The sequence below is a fragment of the Rhizobium cerradonense genome, from assembly GCF_030182455.1.
Lineage (GTDB): Bacteria > Pseudomonadota > Alphaproteobacteria > Rhizobiales > Rhizobiaceae > Rhizobium.
Genome location: NZ_JAQJCK010000002.1, coordinates 297774 through 322692, shown reverse-complemented (window position 1 = coordinate 322692; position 24919 = coordinate 297774). Strand labels below are relative to the sequence as shown.

Genomic DNA, 24919 nt, shown 5'->3' with positions numbered 1-24919 from the left:
TTATGACACTTCTGTCTCAACCGCCTGGATAAGCACCGCAACGTATAGGAGTCACCGACGATCCTGTGTATATAAGCGCAGATGGCCGCCAAAGACGGGCGTGCGTTCCGACGCTGAGTCCTGCGCTAGCAAAAGGATTGAAGTTTCATGCACATCACGATGATCGGTTCCGGTTATGTGGGTTTGGTGTCCGGCGTCTGCTTTGCCGATTTCGGTCATGACGTGATTTGTGTCGACAAGGACGCCGGCAAGATCGAGGCGTTGCGCAAGGGTGAAATCCCGATCTTCGAACCCGGCCTTGAACAATTGGTTGCCGACAATGTCCGCGCCGGTCGCCTCTCCTTTTCGACCGAGGTTGAAAGCAGCGTTGCCGCAAGTGACGTCGTCTTTATCGCCGTCGGCACGCCGTCGCGTCGCGGTGACGGCCACGCCGATCTCTCCTACGTCTATGCCGCCGCCCGCGAAATCGCCCAGCACGTCAAGGGCTTTACCGTCATCGTCACCAAATCGACCGTGCCCGTCGGCACCGGCGACGAAGTCGAGCGAATCGTGCGTGAGACCAATCCGGATGCCGATGTCGCAGTCGTCTCCAATCCAGAATTCCTGCGCGAAGGCGCTGCCATCGAAGACTTCAAGCGTCCCGACCGCATCGTCATCGGCCTCAACGACGAGCGCGCCCGCGGCGTCATGACCGAAGTCTATCGGCCGCTCTACCTCAACCAGGCGCCGCTGCTCTTTACCTCCCGCCGCACGTCGGAGCTGATCAAATACGCCGCCAATGCCTTCCTTGCGATGAAGATCACTTTCATCAACGAGATGGCCGATCTCTGCGAGAAGGTCGGCGCCAATGTGCAGGAAGTCTCGCGCGGTATCGGTCTCGACGGCCGCATCGGCTCGAAATTCCTGCATGCCGGCCCCGGCTATGGCGGCTCCTGCTTCCCGAAGGACACGCTGGCGCTCGCCAAAACCGCACAGGATTACGACAGCCCCGTGCGCCTGATCGAGACGACGGTTTCGATCAACGACAACCGCAAGCGCGCCATGGGCCGCAAGGTGATCGCGGCCATGGGCGGCGATATCAGGGGCAAGACCATTGCCGTCCTCGGCCTGACCTTCAAGCCGAATACCGACGACATGCGCGACAGCCCTTCGATCTCGATCATCCAGGCGCTGCAGGATGCCGGTGCCTCGGTAGCGGGCTACGATCCGGAGGGTATGGATAATGCTCGCCAGTTGATCGAAAACATCACCTATGCAGACGATGCCTATAGCGCCGCACGCGGCGCCGACGCGCTCGTTATCATCACGGAATGGAACCAGTTCCGCGCACTCGATTTCGGCCGGCTCAAATCCGTTATGAATGCCCCGGTTCTCGTCGACCTCAGAAACATCTATCGCCATGACGAGGTCACAAAGCACGGCTTTGCCTATACAAGCGTCGGCAGACCCTCCAGCGACGACACACTTTAGAGCGTTTACGCATTCCGAACGGAAAACCGCTACGCACTTTTCCTGGAAATGCTTTAAGCAAAGGCCGATCAATGCGTTATCTCATCACCGGCACCGCCGGCTTCATCGGATTCCATCTTGCCAAGCGCCTGCTCGACGAAGGTCATTTCGTCGTCGGCTTCGACGGCATGACGCCCTATTACGACGTCAAGCTCAAGGAGAAGCGCACCGCGATTCTCGCCCGCTCCAATGGCTTCAAGGCGGTCACGGGCATGCTGGAAGACAAGGCGGCGCTGGATCACGCGGCGGAACTGGCGGAACCTGACGTCATCGTCCATCTCGCCGCCCAGGCAGGCGTGCGTTACAGCCTGGAAAATCCGCGATCCTACGTGGATTCCAACGTCACCGGTTCGTTCAATGTGTTGGAGCTGGCGAAAAGCCTGCAGCCGAAACACCTGCTGCTTGCCTCCACCTCCTCGGTCTACGGCGCCAACGAGAAGATCCCCTTTGCGGAAAGCGACAAGGCCGACGAGCAGATGACGATCTACGCGGCGACGAAGAAGAGCATGGAGCTGATGGCGCATAGCTATGCCCACCTCTTCCGCATTCCGACGACCGCCTTCCGTTTCTTCACCGTCTACGGTCCCTGGGGCCGTCCCGATATGGCATTGTTCAAGTTCGTCGATGCCATCAGGAACGACCGGCCTATCGAGATCTACGGCGAAGGCAAGATGAGCCGCGATTTCACCTATATTGACGATCTCGTCGAAGGCATTGTCCGCCTTATCGGCGTCGTACCCTTAGAGGAAAACCGCGTCGTTTCCGAAACGGTCACCGATACGCTGTCGAAACACGCGCCCTTCCGCGTCGTCAATATCGGTGGCGGCCAGCCGGTCGGGCTGATGACCTTTGTTGAGACCATCGAAGCGATGCTCGGCAAGAAGGCGATCCGGCACATGCTGCCGATGCAGCCCGGCGACGTGCACAATACCTATGCCGTGCCGGACCTGCTGGTGGCGCTGACCGGCTTCAAGCCGCAGATCGAAGTCGAAGAAGGCGTGCGCCGTTTCGTCGAATGGTATCAGGAAAACTATTGAGCCGATGCCGCCAAAGGCGGCTCCTTGCCGGAAATCGATACTGCGGCATCAGATTGGCACTTGCCACGACTGCTTGATTTTCTGCATCGGAATTTCGGTCTTGATGTTTCTGACCCCCTTGATGCGGCCAAGATGCTCCATCTGGAACCGTCTGTATCCCTCCAAATCCGATGCTACGACCCGAAGGAGGAAATCGCAGTCGCCCGCCATGAGGTGGCACTCGACCACCTGCGGAAGCTTTTCGGCCGCCTCATAGAAAGCTGTCGTTGTCTCTTCGTCCTGACTTGAAAGCCATATTCGCACAAAAACCGTAAAGCCCATATCGAGCTTTGCGGGGTCCAGGATGGCGACATATTGCTTGATGATACCGGCCTCTTCCAACAATTTGACTCGCCTTAGACATGGAGACGGAGACAGTCCCACCTTTGCAGCCAACTCGGTGTTCTGGATTTTCCCATCCTGCTGCAGGACGCGGAGTATCGCGCGATCTAAGGAATCAAGTTTCATTGGAGTTTTCCGCCGGGAAGTCACGACGATAGGAGCATTCGTCGGACCTGTTCTTGGCGATGTCACACGATATGGCTTTGACATGGCATTCCCCGCGGTATTTTTCGTAATGCTGGCCGGAATGTGGAAAGGCGCAAAGGCGGCACTTCCCTGGCTGGTCAGTTTGCTCGTCGCAGCAACCACATACCTGGTGTTTCCTGGGGCTTGGTATGTTCCCGCCGGGGCTGTCTCCGGTGTATTCTCTGCATTCCTGCTGGCACGGACCGATGTTTGATCCTTCATTTGTTATTGCCATCATCTGCATGGCGGCGGCCACCTATCTGACGCGTATCGGAGGATACGTCTTCTTGCGCAACCGCACGCTAAGTCCCCGTTTGCGGACTGTAATGGAGAACGCCCCGGGTTGCGTATTGATCACGGTCATCGCGCCAGGCTTCGCCACCGGACGGCCAGCCGATCTCATCACCCTCGCGCTCACCATGTTGGCGGCGACCCGACTACCGGTGCTTCCCACGGTGCTGATCGCAATCGCTTCGGCTGGTATTCTGCGCCACATTCTGGCGTGAATCCCCACTCTCCAGGTAGGCTGGAAAAATGACAGAAATCGTGGAAGCAGAGTACTGGATAGAGAGCCCCGCCGGGCGCCTCTATGCCAAATCATGGGCGCCGCGCGATCTGAATTCCAAATCTCCGATCATCCTGTTTCACGACTCTCTCGGATGCGTCGCACTCTGGAAAGATTTCCCGCAGTTGTTGGCTCGTTCTCTCGGCCGACGTGTGATCGCCTATGATCGATTGGGCTTTGGTCGTTCCGATGCTCGTACGGACATTTTGGAGCGAGACTTCATTGCCCAGGAAGCGGAACACTTCGTTCCCCTCCTGTGCGAGCAATTGGCGGTTGGGGAATTTATCGCCTGTGGGCATAGCGTGGGTGGCGGCATGGCGGTGGAAACGGGGGCCAGGTTTGCCGGCTGCAATGCCGTGATTACCATCGCCGCCCAGGCTTTCGTGGAAGATAGAACCGTGCAGGGTATTAGGACCTCGCAACAGGAATTTGCGTCGGTCGACAATATTGCCCGGCTCGCCAAATATCACGGTGAGAAAGCTGATTGGGTGCTGCGCGCGTGGATCGAAACCTGGTTGGCTCCGGAATTCGCCGAATGGAACCTCGATGCCGCACTTGAGAAACTGGGTTGTCCGGTGATTGCCATTCACGGCGACCGGGATGAATATGGTTCACTTGCCCATCCACGTCGGATCGCGGCTGGGCGCGGATCATTCCATATTTTGCCGGACACCGGACATTCGCCGCATCGTGAACATCCCGCCCTGGTCATCAAGGTAATCGAAGACCTCTTGCTGATCCGGCCTATCCGGCCGGATGATAGGCCCGGTCGAAATAAATGAGCCCCTGCCCTCCGTCGCGCAGACGGATGGCATCGACTTCGCACATCAGAATATCGTGCGTGCCGCCATTGGCGCGGTGCACGATGCGGCAGTCGAACGAGACGAGCGCATCCTCCAATGCCGGCGAGCCGGTCGATAGTTCCGACCATGCGGCGGCGGCAAAACGCTCCGCTACCGGCGTCTTGCCGCCGAAGAGACGCGACAGGTCCTGATGCCTCTCGGAAAGCACATTGACGCAAAGCACGCCGTTTTGCGTGACAGCAGGATGAACCGAAGCGGTGCGATTGAGGCAGACAAGCAGCGTCGGCGGACTGTCGGAGACGCTGCAGACGGCGGTCGCGGCAAAACCGGCAAGTCCCGCCGGCCCATCGGTCGTCACGATGCTGACGGCCGCCGCCATCCGCGCCATGGCGTTGCGGAACTCGGATTTGACCACATCGGGATCGGCGACGGGTACCGCCTTCTCGATCGCCACGGATGTCTTCATGTTCATTCCCATCATCCCCACCGTTTGTGCCGGACCCTGGCAAACTTAGTGGGTCGAGACCTCTGTCTCAAGCAACGATGTTGCTCGCAAACCGTACTTAAGGAGCAATAAGTTCTCTATAAAATCTATATACAAAAAGAAAAACAATTTCCTCCCTGCGTTTCGCGCCTCTCTCCTCCTACCGCACGCCAAGTTCGCCACGCACAGCGGCCAACATCGTAGGTGCACACAAAAAGGCAGCGGCACGCCCGCAAATTGATGCTTTCCCCCGCTATCGTCCTTGCCTTATCCGTTACGGAAGAGAAGCGCATGAGAGGAAATGGCGATGGCGAAGCCCTTCTACTGGAACGAACTGACGACCTACGATTTCGCCGGTCTTTCGCCCGACACCACCATTGCCGTTCTGCCGATCGCCTCGACCGAGCAGCACGGCCCGCATCTGCCGATCGCCACAGACGTGGCTATTGCCAACGGCATGCTGGCCGAACTGAAGGCGCAGCGTCCTGACGATCTCGACTTCCTGGTGTTGCCGACCCAGGAAATCGGCAAGGCCAACGAACATATCTACGGCCCCGGCACGCTCTCACTCGGCGCGGAACTGCTGATCCCCGTCTGGACGGCGATCGGCGCCAAGGTTGCCGAAGCCGGCCTCCGCAAGATGGTTATCGTCAATTCCCATGGCGGCAATCTCGATATCATGGGCATCGTTGCGCGCGAATTGCGCGTACGCCACCAGATGGCGGTCGTTGCCACGCAATGGACGCGCTTCGGCACGCCGGACGGCATGATCAGCGACCATGAACAGCGCTATGGCATCCATGGCGGCGACGTAGAGACCTCGCTGATGCTGCATTTCCGCCCCGAACTGGTCCGCATGGACAAGGCCGAGAATTTCGTCTCCAAGGCGGAATGGATGAAGGAGCAGTCCAACTATCTGCAGCCGCTGCCGCCGCATTCGCTCGCCTGGATCGCCCACGATCTCAATCCGAACGGCGTCGTGGGCAATGCCGCCAACGGCACGGCGGAAAAGGGCTCCCTCATCTGCCGTCATCAGGTGCAGGGCTTCATTGAATTGCTGCGCGATCTCCGGGACTATCCCCTGTCGAACCTCTATTCGAAATAGGCGTCCGGCCGGCGGCGTTCCGGCACCGCCAGAATATGTCCCTTGGCCTGCAGTTCCTCCACCAAGCCGGCCAGTTCGGCGAGCAGATATTCCACGAACAGGCTGGTCGCTGCATCGAGCGGCGCCCGCGTGCGGGCAAAGAGCTTCATTGGCTGATGCCGCGAATGCGGCTCGGCGATCGGCCGGAACACCAGTTCGCCGCGCCGGCATTCGGCGATGACGTCGAGCGGGTTCAACAGCGTCAGCCCTGCCCCGCATTTGACCAATTGCTTCAGCATCTCCGACGCGTTGCTTTCCAGCACCGGCTCGACCTGCACCGATAGCCGCGCCAGCGTCAGATTGATGATCTCGCGCAGGCTGGTGCCCGGCTGCGCCAGCAGCAGCCGCTCTTCCACGACATCGGCGAGATTGATCGGCCCAGATCCGATCAGCGGATGCCCCGGCGGCAGCACGACGCCGATCGGAATGTCGAAATTGCCGAGCGAACGGATGCCGGGTGTCGCCGGGATGTTGAAACCCAGGCCGATATCGACTTCGCCTGACAGCACCGGCGCCATGGTCGTGGAACCGGCATCATTGCGCAATTGGATGAAGACGCGTGGATGTTCCGACAGGAAACGCGCGATGATCTCCGGCAAAGGTCCGGAGGCGAGCCCGACCGTCGTGACGATCCTGACCTTGCCGGCCTGCTGCATCTTGAGACTGCGGATGCGCCCCTCCAGCCGGTCGTAGTTCTTCAGCACCTCGCGGATATGCTCGATGCAGAGCTCGCCTGCCGCCGTCAGCCTGAGCCCGCGCGGCAACCGTTCGAACAGCGGCGCTCCCATCTCTTCTTCCAGCGCCAGGATCTGCCTGTTGATCGCCGAGGATGCCACATTGAGCCTCGCCGCCGCCTTGCGGATCGAACCGCAGCGGGCGATCTCGTTGATATAAAGAAGTCGCCTCGAGTGCAGCATTCGCATCCCCATTGCATAAATTTTGCCCAGGCCGCACAATTTAGGCACGGGCGCAGGCTGAGATGCCTAAAAGGCATCAATGCGCACGAATTTTGATGCTTTTCAAAGCGCAACGCAATCGCTCAAATGCGGAAAATGGGCGTCGCTGGTGGCGTCCCATGGCAGATAAGGGGAACAACCGGCCATGTCCAATGCATTGAAGACCAAAGCATTTCTCGCCGTCATGGGCTTGGTGGCCGCCGTCGCCGCTGCTCAGCCGGCAAACGCCCTCGACAAAGTGACCTATGGAACCAACTGGCTGGCCGAGGCGGAACATGGCGGCTTCTATCAGGCGATCGCCGACGGAACCTACAAAAAATACGGCCTGGATGTTGAAATCGTCCAGGGTGGCCCGAACGCTGCCAACCAGGCGCTGCTGATTTCCGGCAAGATCGACTTCTATATGGGCAGCCCGCAGCAGGAAATCGATGCGGTCAAACAAGGCATCCCGATTGTCGACGTTGCCGCCATCTTCCAGAAGGACCCGCAGGTGCTGATCGCCCATCCGGACGCCGGCGTCGACAAATTCGAGGACCTCGCCAAGCTGCCGACGATCTTCCTCGGCAAGGACGGCTACGTCACGTTCTTCGAATGGATGAAAGCGAATTTCCCGGGCTTCAAGGACGAGCAATACAAGCCTTACAATTTCAGCCCGGCGCCGTTCCTGGCCGACAAGCAATCGGCGCAGCAAGGCTATTTGACCTCGGAACCCTATGAAATCCAGAAGCAGACCGGCTGGGAACCGAAGGTCTTCCTCCTCGCTGACAACGGCTATTCGCCCTATTCGACGATGATCACCACGCAGACATCGCTCGTTCAAAAGAACCCCGACCTCGTGCAGCGTTTCGTCAGCGCCTCGATCGAAGGCTGGTACAACTATCTCTACGGCGACAACAAAGCGGCCAACGATCTGATCAAGAAAGACAATCCCGATATGACGGATGGCCAGATCGCCTATTCCATCGCCAAGATGAAGGAATACGGCATCGTCGAATCCGGCGACGCGCTGGACAAGGGCATCGGCTGCATCACCGACGCGCACTATAAGAAATTCTTCGACGAAATGGTGCAGATCAAGGTGTTTACCGCCGATACGGACTACAAGAAAGCTTTTGACCCGCAATTCGCCTGCAAGGGCGTCGGGATGACGCTGAAGAAGTGACGGCAAGCAGAGCAGCCCCTCTCCCCGCTTGCGGGGAGAGGGTTAGGGTGAGGGGCAATTCTTGCTCCAAAGCCGATTGCTGACATCGACAGAGAGCCGAACTATGAGCATACCCAATGCAACCGCTGTCTCCTCGACAGAAGCGCATAAGCGGCCGCTGGTCGTCATGGAGCAGGTCTCCAAAGTCTTTTCCAACGGCACGCTGGCGCTCTCCGGCATGTCGATGAACGTTCAAAGCGGCGAGTTCATCAGCCTGCTCGGCCCCTCCGGCTGCGGCAAGTCGACGGCGCTGCGCATCATCGCCGGTCTCGGCGGCACTTCCAGCGGCACGATCGACTGGCCGAGTTCACGCATCAACTCCAAGGGCTTGCCGGAGGGCGATATCGGTTTCGTCTTCCAGGAGCCGACACTGCTGCCCTGGAAGACGGTCTTCGGCAATGTCCACCTGCCATTGAAACTGCGCGGCGTTTCCAAAGTGGCCGCCTACGACCAGATCATGGGAACACTGGCGACCGTCGGCCTGCAGGATTTCGCCGACGCCTATCCGCGCGAATTGTCCGGCGGCATGAAGATGCGTGTCTCCATTGCCCGCGCGCTGGTCACCAAGCCGAAGCTGCTGCTGATGGACGAGCCCTTTGCGGCCCTCGACGAGATCACTCGCCAAAAGCTCAACGACGATGTGCTGCGGCTGTGGAAGTCCACCGGTATCACGGTGATCTTCGTCACCCATTCCGTCTACGAGTCCGCCTATCTCTCAAACCGCATCGTCGTGATGAAGGCGCGCCCTGGCCGTGTCCACGCCGACTTTCCACTGGATACCCGCAGCGAACGCGACATTCTCTACCGGTCTTCCGAGGAATACCGACAGGTTTGTGAAAAAGTGTCTCGCTCCCTGATCGAGGCCATTGGTTGGCTGGAGGCCCATTGATGAGCGACAGCACCAGCCTGCCCGCCAACCTCTCCGCAGAGACGACCGAAAAGCCGGCGGAATCGGCCGTGCGCGCGGGAATTACCGAGCGACTCCTCGGAATTTTCGTACCGCTGCTGACCGTCTTCGTCTTGGTCGTCCTCTGGCAGCTTCTCGTCGTCGGCGCCAGCATTCCGCAATATATTCTGCCAAGCCCTCTCGCCGTCGCGAAAGCGCTGGTGTCCGATTGGGGCATCCTCTCGCCGGCGCTCTGGGTAACGACCGAGATCACCTTCATCTCGCTGGCGCTGGCGCTGATCGGCGGCGTCGGCATTGCGATCTTCCTCGTGCAATCGCGCTGGATCGAACTCGCCTTCTATCCGCTGGCCGTCATCCTACAGGTAACGCCGATCGTGGCGATCGCGCCGCTGATCCTGATCTATGCGCCGACCCGCGAAGCCGCGCTGCTGATCTGCGGCTTCCTCGTCGCCTTCTTTCCAATCCTCTCCAACATGGTGCAGGGACTGAAGAGCGTCGACCATAACCTCCTGAATCTCTTCGATCTCTATGGCGCCTCGCGCTGGCAGACGCTGTGGCATCTGAAGCTACCGGCAGCCCAGCCCTATTTCATGACGGGCCTCAGGATTGGCGGCGGCCTGTCGCTGATCGCCTCCGTGGTCGCGGAATTCGCCGCAGGCTCCGGCGGTCCCAATTCCGGCCTCGCCTTCCGCCTGCTCGAAGCGCAATATCGTCAGAACATGCCGCGCCTGTTCGCCGCCCTGCTGCTGCTCTCGGCACTCGGCGTCGCCATCTTCGCCCTCACCTCGTTCATCTCATGGCTGAGCCTGCATCGCTGGCACGAAAGCAGCCTCAAGCGGGAAAACTGATGTCCTATTCCTTCATGTCCCCGCCGAACGCCGCGCGCTTCGTGCTGAGCAACGCCACCGTCCCCGCCGTGACGCTCGTCGGGTTTACCGGTCAGGCAAGCGAAGGTCTTGTCAAGGCCGACATCGTCGTTGCGGACGGCCTCATCAAGGATATCCTGCCGGCGGACAGCGCGCCGGCAGAATTCGCCAAGGCCGACGTGAGGGACGGCATGGTCTGGCCGACCTTCGCCGATATGCATACCCATATCGACAAGGGCCATATTTGGGAGCGCCGCGCCAATCCGGACGGCAGTTTCGTGGGCGCTCTCGACGCCGTGCGCGCCGACCGCGAAGCCAACTGGTCGGCTGCCGATGTCAGGAAGCGCATGGAATTTTCGCTGCGCTCGGCCTATGCCCACGGCACCAGCTTGATCCGCACGCATCTCGACTCGCTGGCGCCGCAGCACCGCATTTCCTTCGAGGTGTTCTCGGAGGTGCGCGAGGCCTGGAAAGACAAGATCGCGCTGCAGGCCGTCGCCCTTTTCCCACTCGATGCCATGGCGGAGGACGCGTTCTTCGCCGATCTCCTGATGGTCATCCGCGATGCCGGCGGCCTCATCGGCGGCGTCACGCAGATGACCCCCGATATCGATCGTCAGCTTGACAAGCTGATCCGAGCCGCGATGGACAACGGCCTCGATATCGACCTGCATGTCGATGAAACAGAAGACAAGCAGGTGCTGACGCTGAAGGCGATTGCCGAGGCCGTACTGCGCAACGGCTTCACCGGCAAGGTCACCGCCGGCCATTGCTGCTCGCTTTCCCGCCAGGATGAGGATGTTGCCGCCGCCACTATCGACCTTGTCGCCAAAGCCGGGATCTCCGTCGTTTCCTTGCCGATGTGCAACATGTATTTGCAGGACCGCCATGCGGGCCGGACGCCCCGCTGGCGCGGAGTCACCCTATTCCATGAGCTGGCAGCCGCCGGCGTGCCAACCGCCGTTGCCTCCGACAACACACGCGATCCCTTCTACGCCTACGGCGACCTCGACCCCGTCGAAGTCTTCCGCGAGGCAGTCCGCATCCTGCATCTCGATCATCCGCTGGATACGGCTGCCCGCGTCGTCACCACCTCGCCTGCCGATATTCTCGGCCGCCCCGATATTGGCCGTATCGTCGTGGGCGGCCCTGCCGATCTCGTCCTCTTCAGCGCCAGACGCTGGAGCGAATTCCTCTCCCGTCCGCAGTCCGACCGCGTCGTCCTTCGCAAAGGCAAAGTGATCGACCGCAGCCTGCCGGATTACCGCGAACTAGATACCGTTATTGGAGCCTGACATGCCGGATTATCAGCTCATCAAGAAAGAACTCGAAGGCATCGCCGTCGAAGACAATCCGGCGCTGGTGCGCCAGAAGAGCCGCGATTTCTACTGGTATTCGCCAATCCTGAAGGCACAGCTCGACAATGTCATCGCCGACCTCGTTGTCACACCGAAGACCGAGGAAGAGGTTATCCGAACGCTGAAGGTGGCCTATGCCCATGATGTGCCGGTCACCCCGCGCGGCGCCGGCACTGGCAATTACGGCCAGGCCATGCCGCTCTCCGGCGGCATCGTGCTGAACCTTGCGGCCATGAACAAGGTCAAGGAAATCCACCCCGGCCGCGTCATCTGCGAGCCGGGCATCGTCATTGCCGAGCTCGACCGCCAGACCAAAGCGCATTCCGGCCAGGAGCTGCGCTTCCACCCCTCCACCGCGCAGACGGCGACCATCGGCGGCTTCATCGCCGGCGGCTCCGGCGGCGTCGGCTCGATCACCTGGGGTGGCTTGCGCGATATCGGCAATATCCTGCGACTACGCGTCGTCACCATGGAATCCGAGCCGCGCGTCCTCGACCTCACCGGCTGGGACCTGACCAAGGTCAGCCACGCCTACGGCACCAACGGCATCATCACCGAGATCGAAATGCCGCTCGCCCCGGCCTATGACTGGGTGGACGTGCTGGTCGGCTACGACGATTTCATGGATGCCGTGCGCTTCTCGGACGCGCTCGCCAAATGCAACGGCATCCTGGTCAAGGAGATCGCGCCGATTGCGGCACCCATCCCTTACGAATATTTCGCCCGCCACAAGCCCTATATCCGCCAGGGCCAATCGATCGTGGCGCTGATGATCGCGCCGCATTCCATGGACCCGTTCCTGGCCTTCGCTAGCCAGCAGAAGGGCGAGATCACCTTCCGCTCCGACAAAGTCGAGAGCATGAAGGGCATTCCGCATGCCTATGAACTCGCCTGGAACCACACGACGTTGCGCGCCATCAAGATCGACCCGACCATAACCTATCTACAGGTACAGTATCCCAGCCCGGATCACGTCGCCAAGGTCCAGAAGATGGTCGAGATCTTCGGCGACGAAGTGCCGGGCCATCTCGAATTCATCAAGTTCGACGGCCAGATCCAGTGCTCCGGCCTGCCGCTGGTGCGCTACACGTCGGAGGCGCGGCTGGAAGAGATCATCCGCATCCATCAGGATCACGGCTGCCCGATCTTCAATCCGCATCGCTACACGCTGGAAGAAGGCGGCATGAAGCAGACGGATACCGTCCAGCTCGCCTTCAAGAAGGAGACCGATCCGAAAGGCCTGCTGAACCCCGGCAAAATGATCGCCTGGGACAATCCCGACTTCGATTTCACGGCCGGCCAGAACTATCTCTTCCCCGGTCTTGCGGCGCTGATGGAGGCCTCATGAGGGTTCTCGTCCTCCATTCGCATCCGGTCGAGGAAAGCTACGGCGCAGCCCTACATCGGCAGACGATCGAGAGCCTGAAAGCGGCCGGCCATGAGGTCGACGACTGCAATCTCTACGCAGAGGGCTTCGACCCCGTAATGTCGCGCCACGATAGGATGATCTATCACGACTATCCGGAGAACACCGAGGCCGTGAAACCCTATGTCGATCGCCTGCAATGGGCAGAAGCGCTTGTCATCGTCACGCCGGTCTGGAACTTCGGCTTTCCGGCGATCCTAAAAGGCTATTTCGACCGCGTCTGGCTGCCGGGTGTCACGTTTGAGCTGGTGAATGGCAAGGTGACCTCGAAACTGCGGCATATCCGCAAGCTCGGAGCTGTGATGACCTACGGCGCCGATCCCTTCCGCGCCTTCATCGTCGGCAACCCGCCGAAGAAGATTATCAAGCGCATGCTCCGCGCCATGATCAAACCTTTCGCTCCGGTAGTCTTCCTCGCCCATTACGACATGAACCGCTCCACCGACGAGACGAGAAAGCGGTTTCTGGAAAGGGTGAAACGGGAAATGGAGCGGTTCTGACCGGCGCAGTCGACAGAGCCACGCTTCGCAGCGAAGACACCACTCACATCACCTTCGCCGCGGTCACCTCGACCTCCACCAGAAACTCCGGCCGCGTAAACCCGTTGACGATGATCAGCGTCGAGGCCGGCTTCGGATCAAGCGTGTAGCGGTCGCGCACGGCCATATAGGCTGGGAAATCCTCGCGTTTGGTGACGAAGCCGGAAATGCGGATGACGTCGGCGAAGCTCATGCCCGCCTCCTCGAGGATCGCCTTGATCGCCTCGAAGCAGAGTTCCGCCTGGCTGGTGATGTCTGGTGGAATGCTGTCGTCGAGGGCAATTCCGAGTTGGCCGGAGGTGACCAGCAGGCTTGCGCCCGGCGGTACGAGCAGCCCGTGATTATAGTTGCCGAAGGGGCCGCGAACGGAGGGCGGGTTGAATGTTTTCTTCATCGGCATCGGTTCCCTATGGTCACGCCGATTTCAGCATTTCACCGTCAGCCGGGCAAGCCGCTTAGAGCATGTCGCGCAAAAGTGTGCAGCGGCTGCGATAACGACACGCGCTTTAGAGCGCTTGCGCCGGCTCTACCGCCCGGTTTCGCCGCACTTCCAGCAGGATATGTCCGAAGAGCGCGGCAAGCACGATCGGGCCGCCGATCAGCGTCGCCTGCGACGGCCGCTCGGCGAGGAACATCCAGACCCACAGCGGCGTCAGCGGCACTTCGAGCGATGTCAGCAGGCTGGCATCGGCTGCCGGTATCAACCGCGAACCGAAGGTATAAAGGCTAAGACCCATCGCGTTCTGGACGATGCCGAAGGCGATGATCAGGCCGAGATCATGTCCCGACACCATCGTCGGCGACGCGAACCAGAAGGTGATGAAGGAGCAGAGCCAGGCAGACAAGGCCATCGCCGGCAGCATTGGCACGTCCCGGTGCTGGCGCATGACGACGGCGAGACCGGCAACTGTGAACGTCATGACGCCGGCCAGGACCTTGCCGAGCCAACCACCGCTGCCAACCGCCTCACCGGAGAGCATGACGATCACGCCGAGGAGTGCCACGGCGCTGGCGACGAGCGTCGCCATGCTTGGACGCTCCTTGATGAAGACATAGGCGACGCCGGCGGTAACGAAGGGCACCGTCGCATAGATGACCATCGCATCGGCGACGGAGGTGTAATAGATCGAGCCGATGCCGCTGATCATGGAGGCGGTGGAAAACACCGTTGCTGCCAGCGACGGCCAACGCATGGAGCGAAGAATGCGCCAGGCCCTGCCGCGCTCGATATAGAAAAACAGCGTAAAGACGCCGAGGCCGGAGACGATGCCCCGACAGAAGAGGATGGTCATCAGATCGGCGTGAATCAAGCGCACGAACAGACCGGACGTCGACCAGGCCAGCGCCGAAAACGCCACATAGATCACACCCAGCCGATATTGCTGCTGCTCCGCCAGCGTCACGACGAATCCTCCCCCAACCTTTTAGGCTTCGACTATTAGCGAGCGCTGGGAGAGCCTACAAGCGAAGCCAGCGGCGCATGATGTCGTTGGTGCAAGAAGTTGCAGAACCGCCACGCCTGCCCAGCCCAAACCAGCTTCCCAGTCTTGCAGATATTCCGGATGCGTTTAGGGTACCAAATATTCGGCAGAGGGAGAATCAATGCAGCTACTGCTGGCAGGCCTGTTTGCATGCGGCTGCGTGAGCTTGGTCGACGGCCCGCTATGGCCGCGTGCCGAAAGCTACATCGATACGGCGATGGTATGCAGTCAAAGCGCCGATCCAGGCAATTGCCGGCACACGCGGGATACGTGGAAGACCGAATATGACGCCGCGACCACCGGACAATATCAGGACCAGCGAAATGTCGCGTTCTGCCTGAGCACAGGCTGTGACAATGCCATCCAGCCCGATAAGGTGCTCGGCTGCGCCTGGCGCATCGTCATCATGAATTCGAGACACGCGGAACTGGACAACACCGACACCGTGAATCTCAAGCAGTTCTGCGGGCCCGCTTATGTCGATCACGCCGGACGGCAAGCAGCCGAAGCTCAGGCGCAGACAATGCTGGAACTCATCGGAAAAGGACTGGGCGCGTAGCGGCCGATAGTCGCCACGCGCCCGATTTCCTTCACATTTCAGCATATGGCGCGAAGAAACCTCGGATCGCCTCGATCTCGTTCTGGCGGATATCATGGCCGCCTAGATGCCAATCGAGTGTCACCACGGCCTTCTGCCGCGTGAAATAATCCGCCAGCGCTTTGGTCACCGGCGCCGGCGAGATCGGGTCGCGTTCACCGGCGGTGATCAACACCCGGCGGCCGTCGAGCCTGGCATTGTCGCGCGGCTGGAACGGAATGAGCGGATGCATCAGCACGGCGGCGTCGAAGAGATCGCCATGCTCGATCAGCACATTGGCGAGAATATTCGCGCCATTGGAGAAACCGAGGCCAAGCACCTGCGAAGCGCCGTGGTCGACCGCCAGGCTTTTGACATAGGCCGCCATCTTTTCCGTTGCGCGGGCAAGGTCCGCCATGTCGTAGACGCCCTCGCCCGTGCGCCGGAAAAAGCGCGCCGCACCATGTTCCGAAACATCGCCACGCGGCGAGACGATGGTCGCTTCCGGCAGCAGGCGGCTGCCGAAATCGAAGAACTGGTTCTCGTCACCGCCCGTACCGTGGAAGGTGAATAGAATAGGTTTGCCAGGTGCACCGGGCTTTACCCGGTGCACATAAGTCGTATCCGTCATGATTCCCCCGCATTAAGCATCCAACGGTTCGAGATGCTGCTCGAGCAGCGCCCGCAGATGAGCGTGCTGTTCCGGCAGCTTCAGTGCCTCGCCAAGATGGGCCGTATCTTCGTCACGATTGAAACCAGGTTCGTTCGTGGCGACCTCGAATAGCACGCCGCCTGGCGTGCGAAAATAGATCGCCCAGAAGTAGTCACGATCGATGACGGGCGTCACCTGATATCCCGTGTCCAACAGCGCCTTACGCACTTCGAGCTGCTTTGCGCGGTTTTCGACGGCAAAGGCGACGTGGTGGACCGAACCCGCGCCGGGAAGCGCGCGGCCGATGTTCGGCATGGTTTCAAGATCGACAAAATCGGCACCATTGCCGCCGGGAATGGCGAGCCGCTTGACGCCTTCATGCGTGTCGACCACTTCATAGCCCATATATTTCAACAGCTCAGCCGTGGCGCCCTCGTCCCGCAGCCGCATGGCGACGGAATGAAAGCCCCTGATGGCATGCTCGGCATCGACGCCGCCATGCGTCCAGGGCTCACGACGATCGTCCTTGACCTCGACGAGCGCGAAACCGTCGCCATCCGGGCCGGCGAAATGGAGGCGCTTCTGGCCGAAGGACTCATCGGCCTTCAGAGCCTCGACGCCCTGCTTGCCAAGCCGGTCCGTCCAATAGCCGATCGCGCCTTCCGGAACGGAGAAAACGGTATTGCCGACTTCGCCGGTGCCCGGACGGCCGCGAGCCATCTTCGGGAACGGGAAATAGGTCATGATCGTACCGGGCGTGCCGATCTCGTCACCGTAATACAGGTGATAGACATCGGGTGCGTCGAAATTGACCGTCTTCTTGACGCGGCGCAGGCCGAGCGTATCCGTGAAGAACTTGTTGTTGGTTCGGGCATCTTCCGCCATCGAGGTAACGTGGTGAAGACCCTTGATCTGATTGAGCATCTCTAACCCCTTGTCTCGCCCGCAACGGCAGGCGTTTCTCATGAGCAGAAGATGGTCCCAGAGGCCGCTTTTCGATAGCCCCCAATAGCCAAACGGATTGTCTCCGATTGTTGAACGATAAATTGCGATCGTTCAATGAAGCCGCTTTGCTCAATGTCCAGCCTGTAGCCTATTGCCTAAGGCGAGCACGCATACTAACTTAATCTAGACAGTCTAGCCAGGAGATCGGTCGATGGATTGGCCATTGCAAGACGCCAAGAATCAATTCTCGAAAGTCGTGCAGAAGGCACGCAGCGAAGGTCCGCAAACTGTGACACTGCGCGGCGAGCGCGCGGTCGTTGTTCTCTCCGCGGAAGACTATGACGCCTTGCGCGCGGGAAAGCCGAGCCTAGTGGACGATCTGCTATCGGGGCCAGCCTGGGATGATGAGCTGGCCGACGCGGTGACAACGCGAGACAAGACCCCAAGCCGGGATGTCGCCTTCTGATGTATCTGATCGATACCAATATCATTTCTGAAGCGCGTCGCGGCACTATCGAAGCGATATCCTGGCTGCGCACAGCCGACCCATCGACCGTCTATCTCAGCGTCATCACACTCGGCGAAGTCATGCGCGGGATCGCCCTTAAGCGAAGGACCGATCCACGCGCCGCCGCACATCTGGAAGAATGGCTGCGCAAGCTTCGCCACGATCACAGCGGCCGCATCCTGCCCATCACGGACCAAATCGCCGTCGAATGGGGCCGCATCGCCGCGCTACGTCCTCGCGGCGATGCCGACGGGCTGATCGCGGCCACTGCAATCGTCCATGATCTGATTGTCGTTACGCGCAATGTCAGCGATTTTGACGATACCGGCGTGTCGGTGATCAATCCTTGGGATCAGGCATCTTACTGACGGCCCGGATCACTCGGCAGGGACCAGTCGATCGGATCCTTGCCATGTTCGGCAAGATAGGCATTCGCCTTGGAGAAATGCTGGCAGCCGAGGAAGCCGTTATGGGCCGAAAGCGGCGATGGATGCGCGGCTTTCAGCACGAGATGCCGCTCTGTATCGACGAAGGCAGCCTTCTTCTGCGCATAGGAGCCCCAAAGCATGAAGACCACGCCGTCGCATTCGTCGTTGACGCGGCGGATGACGGCATCGGTGAAGCGCTCCCAGCCCTTGCCCTGATGTGAGGCGGCTTGGGATTCCTCGACCGTGAGCACGCTGTTGAGCAGAAGCACGCCCTGCTTCGCCCAGCTTTCGAGAAAGCCATGACGCGCCGGCGGGATGCCGAGATCGGTCTCCAGTTCCTTGTAGATATTGACCAGCGACGGCGGGATACGTACGCCGGGGCGAACGCTGAAGCAAAGCCCATGCGCCTGGCCGATGCCATGATAGGGGTCCTGCCCAAGGATCACGACCTGCACTTCATCGAGCGGTGTCAGGTCTAAGGCTCGAAAATATTCGCTGCCCCGCGGAAAGATCACCTTGCCGCGCTGTTTCTCTTCGACGAGAAAGGATTTGAGCTGCTGCATATAGGGGCTGACAAATTCCTGCGACAGCGCCTCTTTCCAGCTTTCCTCCAGCTTGATGCCCGCTTCCGCCATCGTCCCTTGCCTCCATCCTTTGTCAGCATGTCGATTGAGGATGAAAGGGACGGCGTGTCAAGGAAAGGACTTCCATTACGGCAGGCAGATCACAGCTTTCCGGCGGTGGACGTCGCCAGAGACGGCGATTGCATTCTCTCCCCCGTCGAGATCAGCAAGGCTTCGCGTTCGGCCTCAGGCATGGCACGTACTCGTCGCCTCACCGTGAGGCGGATCGCAGCAAATCCGGCCAGCATCAGCACCACTTTGCTGCCGATACCGAAGGCCGGCATGACGACCGCCCATATGGATAGATCAAAGGCGATGGCAACGAACACATTGAGCGCAGCGGACAGGAACATCAGGCCAGCCCAGGCAAAGCCCACATAAATAGCGACATCGGGCGCGACTGTGCGGGCGATAGCCGGCAGATACCGATTCATCCAGCCCGGCTTAAGCATCACCACGCCGACAATCGAGTAGATAATGCTCGGCTTGAATAGCGCGAAACGCGGATCGCCCGTCAGCAGCGTTGCCGCGCCTGCAGCAATGACCAGAAGGAGGCTCAGCCACTCCATGGTATCGATTGGCTTCCGTCGGAGGTATTGAATCCCGATTTGGACAAGGCCAAACGCTATCGCCGAGCAAGCCGAAAGGGCCGCATTATGCGTGAGGGAAAGCAGAACGACGAAAAATAGGCTGGAGGCCAAATCGGCGAGCAGCAGCCTGACCGCATCGAAAAAGCTTTTCACCGCACTTCGGCCCTTGTCGCGACTTCTGTAAGGGTCATAAAGCCACCAGCTATCGCCATCAAGAGATGGCACTCAATCTTTCCGTAATCACCCCTTAACCCGCGCCATCTGCGGATCATAGAGCGGCTCCAATGAGACCTGGCAAGGCACACGGCGTTGGGCAACGTCCAGCTCATATCGGCCGCCAAGCACGAAATCCTCGGTCACGCCATCGGGATCGCGGATATAGCCGTAGCCGATCGGCTTGCCGATCGTGTGGCCATAGCCGCCGCTCGACAACCAACCGACACGTTGGCCGTCACGATAGATCGTTTCGCGGCCAAGCAGCACGATTTCCGGATCATCAGGCACGAAGCAGGCAAACAGCTTCTTCACCCCAGAAACCAACTGCCGCTCGATGGCCTCCCGGCCGCGGAAGGCGATATTCTTTTTCATCTTCACCGCCCAGCTCAACCCGGCCTCGACCGGTGTGTGGTCGGGGCCGATGTCGGAGCCCCAGGCGCGATAGCCCTTTTCCAGCCGGCAACTTTCGATCGCGCGGTAGCCGGCATTGACGAGCCCATGGTTGCGACCGGCGGCCATCAGCGTATCGTAGACCGTGGCCGCATATTCCACCGGCACATGCAGCTCGTAGCCAAGCTCGCCGACATAGGTCATGCGCAGCGCTCGCACCGGGCAGCCGGCAATGCCGATGGTCTTCACCCGCAGGAAAGGAAACGCGGCGTTCGAAACATCGTTCGAGGTGACGGATTCCAGCACTCTGCGCGAATGCGGTCCCATCAACGACAGCACGGAATAGGCGGAGGTGACATCCACCAGTTCGGCATGCATGTCGGCCGGAATATTCCGGGCGATCCAGTCGAAATCATGCGTGGCAAAGCCTGTGCCTGTCGTGATGTAGAATTCGTTCTCGGCGACGCGCGCCACGGTGACATCGCATTCGATGCCGCCCCTGTCATTCAGCATCTGCGTATAGGTCAGGGCGCCGACCGGCTTGGCGACGTCGTTGGAGGCGATCCACGAGATCGCCGCTTCGGCGTCTCGTCCCTTCAGCACGAATTTTGCAAAAGACGTCTGATCGAAGATCACGGCTGCCTCGCGCACCGCTCGGTGCTCGCGACCGACCGCATCGAACCAGTTCTGGCGGCCATAGGTATAGATATCCTTCGGCTCCTCGCCGGCAAAAAGATCGGCGAACCAGTTTGGACGCTCCCAGCCGAGCTTTTCGCCGAAACAGGCGCCTTGCGCCTTCAGCCGGTCGTAAAGCGGCGACTTGCGGCAGGGGCGGCCGCTTGAATGCTCTTCGAACGGCCAGGCCATGGTGTAATGTTTGCCATAAGCCTCGAGCGTGCGGGTGCGCACCCAATCCGTGTCGAAATGCGGGCGGCCGAAGCGTCTGATGTCGACGGGCCAGAGATCGTAGGGCGGCTCGCCCTTCGCCACCCACTCGGCGAGCGCCATGCCGGCCCCGCCGGCCGACGCGATGCCGAAGGCGTTGAAGCCGGCGCCGACGAAAAAGTTCCGGAGTTCCGGCGCCTCGCCGAGGATGAAATTGCCGTCGGGCGTAAAGCTCTCAGGCCCGTTCAGAAGCTGCTTGATGCCCGCCGTCTGCAGCGCCGGCACACGCATCAGGGCCTGCTCCATGATCTGCTCGAAGTGATTGAAGTTGCTGTCGAGCAGCGTGTAGTGAAACTCCTTGGGAATGCCGTCGACCGCCCAGGGGATCGGATTGGGTTCATAACCGCCCATCACCAACCCGCCGACCTCTTCCTTGTAATAGGTCAACCTGTCGGGATCGCGCAGCGTCGGCAGGTTGGAGGGGACCCCGAAGGATTCGGTGATGAGATACTGGTGCTCGACGGAGACGAGCGGCACGTTGACACCGAAGCGCGCCGCAAAGCTCCGCGTCCACTGCCCGGCGCAGACCACGACGCGCTCGCATTCGATGCGGCCCTTGTCGGTGATAACGGCACGAATCCTGCCCTTATCGATCTCCAGATCGAGAACTTCGGTATCCTCGAAAATCGAAACACCGGCCATGCGGGCGCCCTTCGCCAGCGCCTGGGTGATATCGGAGGGATTGGCCTGCCCGTCGGTCGGCAGATAGGCGGCACCGACGAGATCGTCTGTATCCATCAGCGGCCAGAGATCGAAGGCCTCCTTAGGCGTCAGCAGATGCATCTGCAGCCCGAAGGATTGCGCCGTCGTTGCCTGCCGCTTCACCTCCGTCCAGCGTTCCTCATTGCAGGCGAGGCGCAGGCCGCCGTTCATCTTCCAGCCGGTAGCAAGCCCGGTCTCGGCCTCCAGCCTCCTGTAAAGATCGACGGAATAGCCGAGCATCTGCGTGATATTGGCGCTGGTCCGCAATTGTCCGACAAGACCGGCCGCATGGAACGTAGTTCCCGAGGTCAGCTTCTTTCGCTCCAGCAAGACCGTGTCTGTCAAGCCGAGCTTGGCAAGGTGATAGGCTGTTGAACAGCCGACGATCCCTCCGCCGATGACGACCGCCTTTGCTGTATGTGGCAGTTCCCTCATCGCATCACCTCAAGAATTCCGGAATGATTGATAGGCACGTTGAAATCGCGCCAGATTTTCGCTCGTATAGGCTGAATAATCGAAATCGATATGGGAATGGATTTCGGAAACCATGCTCCACATCGTCTCGCGCAACAGCGAAGCGCATTTCATCGCCTGGTAGCGCCGACACAGATCCTCGCTCACCGGCGCCTCGAAATAGGCCTCCAACATCGCCGTTTCCTGGCGTTCGGAGAATTCATTGTTGGAGGCAAGCCCCCCGAGATCGAAGAGCGGCGTGTTGAATCCCGCATAATCCCAATCGATCAGCCAGAGCCTTGTCCCATCGTCGAGAAAATTGCCGGCCAGCAGATCATTGTGGCCGAAAGCGATGTCAAAAGGCCCAGCAGCCTGCTCCAATCGCTCGGCAATTTCGAGGAAGGAAGGCAGCAATGCTTCATGCCGGCTGCCGCCTTCTTTGAGAACGGCGGCATAGTCGCGCACGACATGAAAAACCCAGAAGATCATCGCGGCGCCACGAAAATGTTTCGCGACATTCTGGTGGCAGGAACGGACAAGCGGTACAATGCGCTCCAGCATCAAAGGGCCGCGAATATCCTCCGCTGCAAGCGGTTTTCCATCGATGTAGTCCAGCACAAGGATGCCTGGTTCATGGTGAATGACAGCAGGCGACAACCCCGCCGCATGCGCGGCCTTGCTCGCGGCCAGTTCGTTGGCGCGGCTGATATGGTGCACCGGAATGTCCGTCCCGAGCCGGACGACGAAACGTCGGCCGCTATCGGTGACCAGATAATTACGATTGGTGATGCCGCCCACGAGCGGAGCGATCTCGATCGATCCGCGCCAGATACCAAGAGCCTGGATCTTGTCTTCGGGCGTGACGACCATCCCTCCTCCAGCGCAATAATCGCGCGTCTTTTAGATGCAAAAGGTTCCTCACAAAAGGAGAACTGTCAAGAACTACCCACAAAATGAAACGCCCATTTGGTTTTTTGTTGGATTATGCGGGGAATAAGGTCTAATCCGTATTGGGCTATGGATATTTGCAACAGAAAGCTTCACCGTAAGTGAGATTTGACTTAAAAATTCAATCTCGAGGTGATTGGAACGAGATGACTTGCGTTTGAGTCGTTATCCCGCTCTAGATGTTTGATCAGGCATGGTCTTATCCGCAAGCCGCTTCGCACGTTTTGGGACCATGCCTTAGATAGGATCGATACCATGTCGGACATCTCGCAGGTGCCGCTTCATTCGAACCATCGGGAACGCGAGATCCTGGAGGAGCTTCGGCTCGCCGGCGGCGCAAGCCGCATTCAGTTTCTCGCCGAGCGGCTGGCGGTTTCGGAGGAGACCATCCGCCGCAATATCCGCAGCCTGGAGGCCAATGGTCTCGTCACCAAGGTTCATGGCGGTGTCCATATCAAGGACTCCATCATCGAGCAGCCGCTGCATTTCCGGATGAACGAGAATGCCGAGGCCAAACGCATGATCGCGGCCCGCGTCGCGGCAATGATCCAGAACGGCGATACGCTCTTCCTCGACATAGGTTCCACGACGGCCTTCATCGCCGTTGCGCTGCAGAAGCATCAAAACCTGTTCATCGTCACCAATGCCGTCTCGGTCGCCCATGCGCTTGCGACCCGCAACGGCAATCGCGTTTTCTTTGCCGGCGGCGAACTGCGCAGCCACGACGGCGGCGCCTTTGGCATGGAAGCGACCAACTTCCTGCGCCGCTTCAATGTTCGCCATGCCATATTGTCCGTGGGCGCCGTCAACGCCGTCTCCGGCTTCATGCTGCATGATCTGGAGGAGGCGGAATATTCCCGCGAAGCAGCGCGACGGGCCGAAAACCGCATCATCGTCGCCGACAGCGCCAAATTTGGGCGCAGCGCCCCAATCGTCATTGATGATCCCGGCATCTATGACATGATGGTCACCGACGAGCTGCCGCCTCCCGATATCCGTGCCATGCTCGACCGCAACGAGATCGACCTCGTCGTCGCCAGCCAGCGCCGGATGGAGCAGTTCTGACGAGAGCGGTTCAGCCTTCGCGATTCCCAATGGAAAAGCGCTTCCACTATTCGTGTTATTGCTTCAGCTCCGGCACATGGCCTCCAGGGTCAGCGCCGCCTTGCTGGCATGGCGCTCTTTGTGGCGCAGCAGACGGAAGCTGCGGACCGGCAGGTCGAAGGCCGCGCGCACCAGCAATCCCTGCTGTAGATAAGCCATGGCCGCCGCGCTGGAAATCGCCGCCGCGCTCTGCCCGGAGCAGACCGCCGACAGCACGGCCTCGTTCGACGGCAGCACCAGCGCCACACTGAGATCATGCGGTGAAGTGCCGAGCTTGATGATGGCGTTTTCAAATTCGGACCGCGTACCCGAACCTTCCTCCCGCATCACCCACGATGTACCGGTGTCAAGGTCGGCAACAGTCAGCCTCCGGCCATCGGCCCAGCGATGACTTGGCGGCACGACGATGACAAGCGCATCCTGCGCCACGACTTTCATCGACAGAACCGGCGCATCCACCTCCCCTTCGACAAAACCTAATTCAGCAGTGCCTTCGATGACCGCCTCGGTGACCGTGCGCGTGTTGCCGATGGTCAAATCGAGCTCGATGCCGGGATAGTCGCGGTGAAAGCGCATCAGCACGGGCGGCAGCCAATAGCTAGCGATGGTCTGGCTGGCGCGCAGGCTGAGCCGGCCGCGCTGCAGTCCGCCGAGTTCGGAAAGCATGAGCTCTGCCGAACGCACGCGGGCCAGCGTCGCCTTCGCTTCGCCGAGAAAGGTCCGGCCGGTTTCCGTAAGCTCGATCCGCCGGCCGACACGATGAAACAGCTCGACGCCGTAATAGGCTTCGAGGTTCTTGATGGCCGCACTGACGGCAGACGGCGTCAGATGAATAGCCTCTGCCGCATGGGTCAGATGCTCCCGCTCGGCGACGGCGACGAAGATAGCGAGTTGCTCGAAAGTCATAGGAAATCATTCTAATTTATCGAATGAAACATAGGATAATATTCGATGGATGTCGACGTCAGGAGGTGAGACTTTCTCGTCATAGCAAA

The 24919-nt window shown here is 59.9% G+C and carries 27 protein-coding genes and 1 pseudogene; 16 read left to right on the top strand and 12 right to left on the bottom strand.

Annotated elements, in window-relative coordinates; all coding sequences use genetic code 11:
- Window positions 1-147: 147 nt before the first annotated feature.
- Together PH547_RS05705 and PH547_RS05700 are read left to right on the top strand one after the other, a co-directional pair.
- Complete coding sequence (locus PH547_RS05705; RefSeq protein ID WP_104824031.1) at window positions 148-1470, top strand: UDP-glucose dehydrogenase family protein; 1323 nt, start codon at window positions 148-150, stop codon at window positions 1468-1470.
- A 71-nt stretch (window positions 1471-1541) separates the two neighbouring features.
- Window positions 1542-2546, top strand: a complete 1005-nt coding sequence (locus PH547_RS05700; RefSeq protein ID WP_104824032.1) for an NAD-dependent epimerase — start codon at window positions 1542-1544, stop codon at window positions 2544-2546.
- 48 nt (window positions 2547-2594) lie between these two features.
- On the opposite strand, the gene PH547_RS05695 is transcribed toward PH547_RS05700, so the two are convergent.
- Entirely contained in the window at window positions 2595-3053 is a 459-nt protein-coding gene (locus PH547_RS05695) for an Lrp/AsnC family transcriptional regulator (RefSeq protein ID WP_104824033.1), read from the bottom strand.
- A gap of 22 nt (window positions 3054-3075) precedes the next feature.
- Between PH547_RS05695 and PH547_RS05690 the strand changes: the two are divergent.
- The 3 genes and pseudogenes from PH547_RS05690 to PH547_RS05680 form a co-directional block, all read left to right on the top strand.
- A pseudogene (locus PH547_RS05690) lies at window positions 3076-3327 on the top strand (AzlC family ABC transporter permease); the annotation flags it as partial.
- Window positions 3320-3619, top strand: coding sequence for an AzlD family protein (locus PH547_RS05685; RefSeq protein ID WP_104824035.1), 300 nt, complete (start codon window positions 3320-3322; stop codon window positions 3617-3619). The pseudogene PH547_RS05690 and the gene PH547_RS05685, both read left to right, overlap by 8 nt.
- 28 nt (window positions 3620-3647) lie before the next feature.
- Window positions 3648-4460: an alpha/beta fold hydrolase gene (locus PH547_RS05680; RefSeq protein WP_104824036.1), complete on the top strand. Its 813-nt coding sequence runs from the start codon at window positions 3648-3650 to the stop codon at window positions 4458-4460.
- On the opposite strand, the gene PH547_RS05675 is transcribed toward PH547_RS05680, so the two are convergent.
- Window positions 4423-4953, bottom strand: coding sequence for a flavin reductase (locus PH547_RS05675; RefSeq protein WP_350223730.1), 531 nt, complete (start codon window positions 4951-4953; stop codon window positions 4423-4425). The two genes, PH547_RS05680 and PH547_RS05675, sit on opposite strands and share 38 nt — an antisense overlap.
- Window positions 4954-5272: 319 nt before the next feature.
- On the opposite strand from PH547_RS05675, the gene PH547_RS05670 reads away from it, so the two are divergent.
- Window positions 5273-6070, top strand: a complete 798-nt coding sequence (locus PH547_RS05670) for a creatininase family protein (protein ID WP_104824038.1) — start codon at window positions 5273-5275, stop codon at window positions 6068-6070.
- Here the strand turns inward: PH547_RS05670 and PH547_RS05665 are convergent.
- Window positions 6058-7026 (bottom strand): LysR family transcriptional regulator, encoded by a 969-nt coding sequence (locus PH547_RS05665; protein ID WP_104824039.1) that lies wholly within the window; start codon window positions 7024-7026, stop codon window positions 6058-6060. The two genes, PH547_RS05670 and PH547_RS05665, sit on opposite strands and share 13 nt — an antisense overlap.
- Before the next feature lie 184 nt (window positions 7027-7210).
- On the opposite strand from PH547_RS05665, the gene PH547_RS05660 reads away from it, so the two are divergent.
- From PH547_RS05660 to PH547_RS05635, 6 genes are all read left to right on the top strand, one after another.
- Window positions 7211-8227: an ABC transporter substrate-binding protein gene (locus PH547_RS05660; RefSeq protein WP_104824040.1), complete on the top strand. Its 1017-nt coding sequence runs from the start codon at window positions 7211-7213 to the stop codon at window positions 8225-8227.
- 103 nt (window positions 8228-8330) lie between these two features.
- Window positions 8331-9155: an ABC transporter ATP-binding protein gene (locus PH547_RS05655; RefSeq protein ID WP_104824041.1), complete on the top strand. Its 825-nt coding sequence runs from the start codon at window positions 8331-8333 to the stop codon at window positions 9153-9155.
- Window positions 9155-10021 carry an ABC transporter permease gene (locus PH547_RS05650; RefSeq protein WP_104824042.1) on the top strand — a complete coding sequence of 289 codons (867 nt, stop codon included), beginning with the start codon at window positions 9155-9157 and terminating at the stop codon, window positions 10019-10021. Before PH547_RS05655 ends, PH547_RS05650 begins: the two co-directional genes overlap by 1 nt.
- Window positions 10021-11334, top strand: a complete 1314-nt coding sequence (locus PH547_RS05645; RefSeq protein WP_104824043.1) for a cytosine deaminase — start codon at window positions 10021-10023, stop codon at window positions 11332-11334. The genes PH547_RS05650 and PH547_RS05645 overlap by 1 nt, the downstream gene beginning before the upstream one ends.
- Window position 11335: 1 nt before the next feature.
- Complete coding sequence (locus PH547_RS05640) at window positions 11336-12745, top strand: FAD-binding oxidoreductase (protein ID WP_104824044.1); 1410 nt, start codon at window positions 11336-11338, stop codon at window positions 12743-12745.
- The gene (locus tag PH547_RS05635) at window positions 12742-13323 is read left to right on the top strand and encodes an NAD(P)H-dependent oxidoreductase (RefSeq protein ID WP_104824045.1); all 582 of its coding nucleotides are present in this window, start codon (window positions 12742-12744) and stop codon (window positions 13321-13323) included. Before PH547_RS05640 ends, PH547_RS05635 begins: the two co-directional genes overlap by 4 nt.
- 43 nt (window positions 13324-13366) lie before the next feature.
- On the opposite strand, the gene PH547_RS05630 is transcribed toward PH547_RS05635, so the two are convergent.
- Together PH547_RS05630 and PH547_RS05625 are read right to left on the bottom strand one after the other, a co-directional pair.
- Window positions 13367-13756, bottom strand: coding sequence for a RidA family protein (locus PH547_RS05630; RefSeq protein ID WP_104825181.1), 390 nt, complete (start codon window positions 13754-13756; stop codon window positions 13367-13369).
- 112 nt (window positions 13757-13868) lie between these two features.
- Window positions 13869-14765: a DMT family transporter gene (locus PH547_RS05625; RefSeq protein WP_104824046.1), complete on the bottom strand. Its 897-nt coding sequence runs from the start codon at window positions 14763-14765 to the stop codon at window positions 13869-13871.
- 199 nt (window positions 14766-14964) lie between these two features.
- Here PH547_RS05625 and PH547_RS05620 point away from each other — a divergent pair, with 199 nt between their 5' ends.
- Window positions 14965-15402 (top strand): hypothetical protein, encoded by a 438-nt coding sequence (locus PH547_RS05620; RefSeq protein WP_104824047.1) that lies wholly within the window; start codon window positions 14965-14967, stop codon window positions 15400-15402.
- Between the two features lie 31 nt (window positions 15403-15433).
- Here PH547_RS05620 and PH547_RS05615 read toward each other — a convergent pair whose 3' ends face one another.
- Both PH547_RS05615 and PH547_RS05610 read right to left on the bottom strand, forming a co-directional pair.
- Window positions 15434-16051, bottom strand: a complete 618-nt coding sequence (locus PH547_RS05615; protein ID WP_104824048.1) for an alpha/beta hydrolase — start codon at window positions 16049-16051, stop codon at window positions 15434-15436.
- 12 nt (window positions 16052-16063) lie between these two features.
- Window positions 16064-16996 carry a VOC family protein gene (locus PH547_RS05610; RefSeq protein WP_104824049.1) on the bottom strand — a complete coding sequence of 311 codons (933 nt, stop codon included), beginning with the start codon at window positions 16994-16996 and terminating at the stop codon, window positions 16064-16066.
- Between the two features lie 232 nt (window positions 16997-17228).
- Here PH547_RS05610 and PH547_RS05605 point away from each other — a divergent pair, with 232 nt between their 5' ends.
- Window positions 17229-17483: a type II toxin-antitoxin system Phd/YefM family antitoxin gene (locus PH547_RS05605; protein WP_104824050.1), complete on the top strand. Its 255-nt coding sequence runs from the start codon at window positions 17229-17231 to the stop codon at window positions 17481-17483.
- Entirely contained in the window at window positions 17483-17893 is a 411-nt protein-coding gene (locus PH547_RS05600; RefSeq protein WP_104824051.1) for a type II toxin-antitoxin system VapC family toxin, read from the top strand. The genes PH547_RS05605 and PH547_RS05600 overlap by 1 nt, the downstream gene beginning before the upstream one ends.
- Here PH547_RS05600 and ung read toward each other — a convergent pair.
- The 4 genes from ung to PH547_RS05580 all read right to left on the bottom strand — a co-directional run bounded on the left by ung (window position 17887) and on the right by PH547_RS05580 (window position 22742).
- Window positions 17887-18588 (bottom strand): uracil-DNA glycosylase, encoded by a 702-nt coding sequence (ung, locus tag PH547_RS05595; protein ID WP_104824052.1) that lies wholly within the window; start codon window positions 18586-18588, stop codon window positions 17887-17889. The genes PH547_RS05600 and ung overlap by 7 nt on opposite strands.
- 89 nt (window positions 18589-18677) lie before the next feature.
- Window positions 18678-19319: an inner membrane-spanning protein YciB gene (locus tag PH547_RS05590; protein WP_104824053.1), complete on the bottom strand. Its 642-nt coding sequence runs from the start codon at window positions 19317-19319 to the stop codon at window positions 18678-18680.
- A gap of 87 nt (window positions 19320-19406) precedes the next feature.
- Complete coding sequence (locus PH547_RS05585; protein WP_104824054.1) at window positions 19407-21854, bottom strand: GcvT family protein; 2448 nt, start codon at window positions 21852-21854, stop codon at window positions 19407-19409.
- Between the two features lie 9 nt (window positions 21855-21863).
- Entirely contained in the window at window positions 21864-22742 is an 879-nt protein-coding gene (locus PH547_RS05580; protein ID WP_104824055.1) for a choline kinase family protein, read from the bottom strand.
- Window positions 22743-23075: 333 nt separating this feature from the next.
- On the opposite strand from PH547_RS05580, the gene PH547_RS05575 reads away from it, so the two are divergent.
- A complete protein-coding gene (locus PH547_RS05575) occupies window positions 23076-23885 on the top strand; it encodes a DeoR/GlpR family DNA-binding transcription regulator (RefSeq protein WP_104824056.1) in 810 nt (269 codons plus the stop codon).
- A gap of 63 nt (window positions 23886-23948) precedes the next feature.
- On the opposite strand, the gene PH547_RS05570 is transcribed toward PH547_RS05575, so the two are convergent.
- Window positions 23949-24830 carry a LysR substrate-binding domain-containing protein gene (locus PH547_RS05570; protein ID WP_104824057.1) on the bottom strand — a complete coding sequence of 294 codons (882 nt, stop codon included), beginning with the start codon at window positions 24828-24830 and terminating at the stop codon, window positions 23949-23951.
- Window positions 24831-24919: the final 89 nt, after the last annotated feature.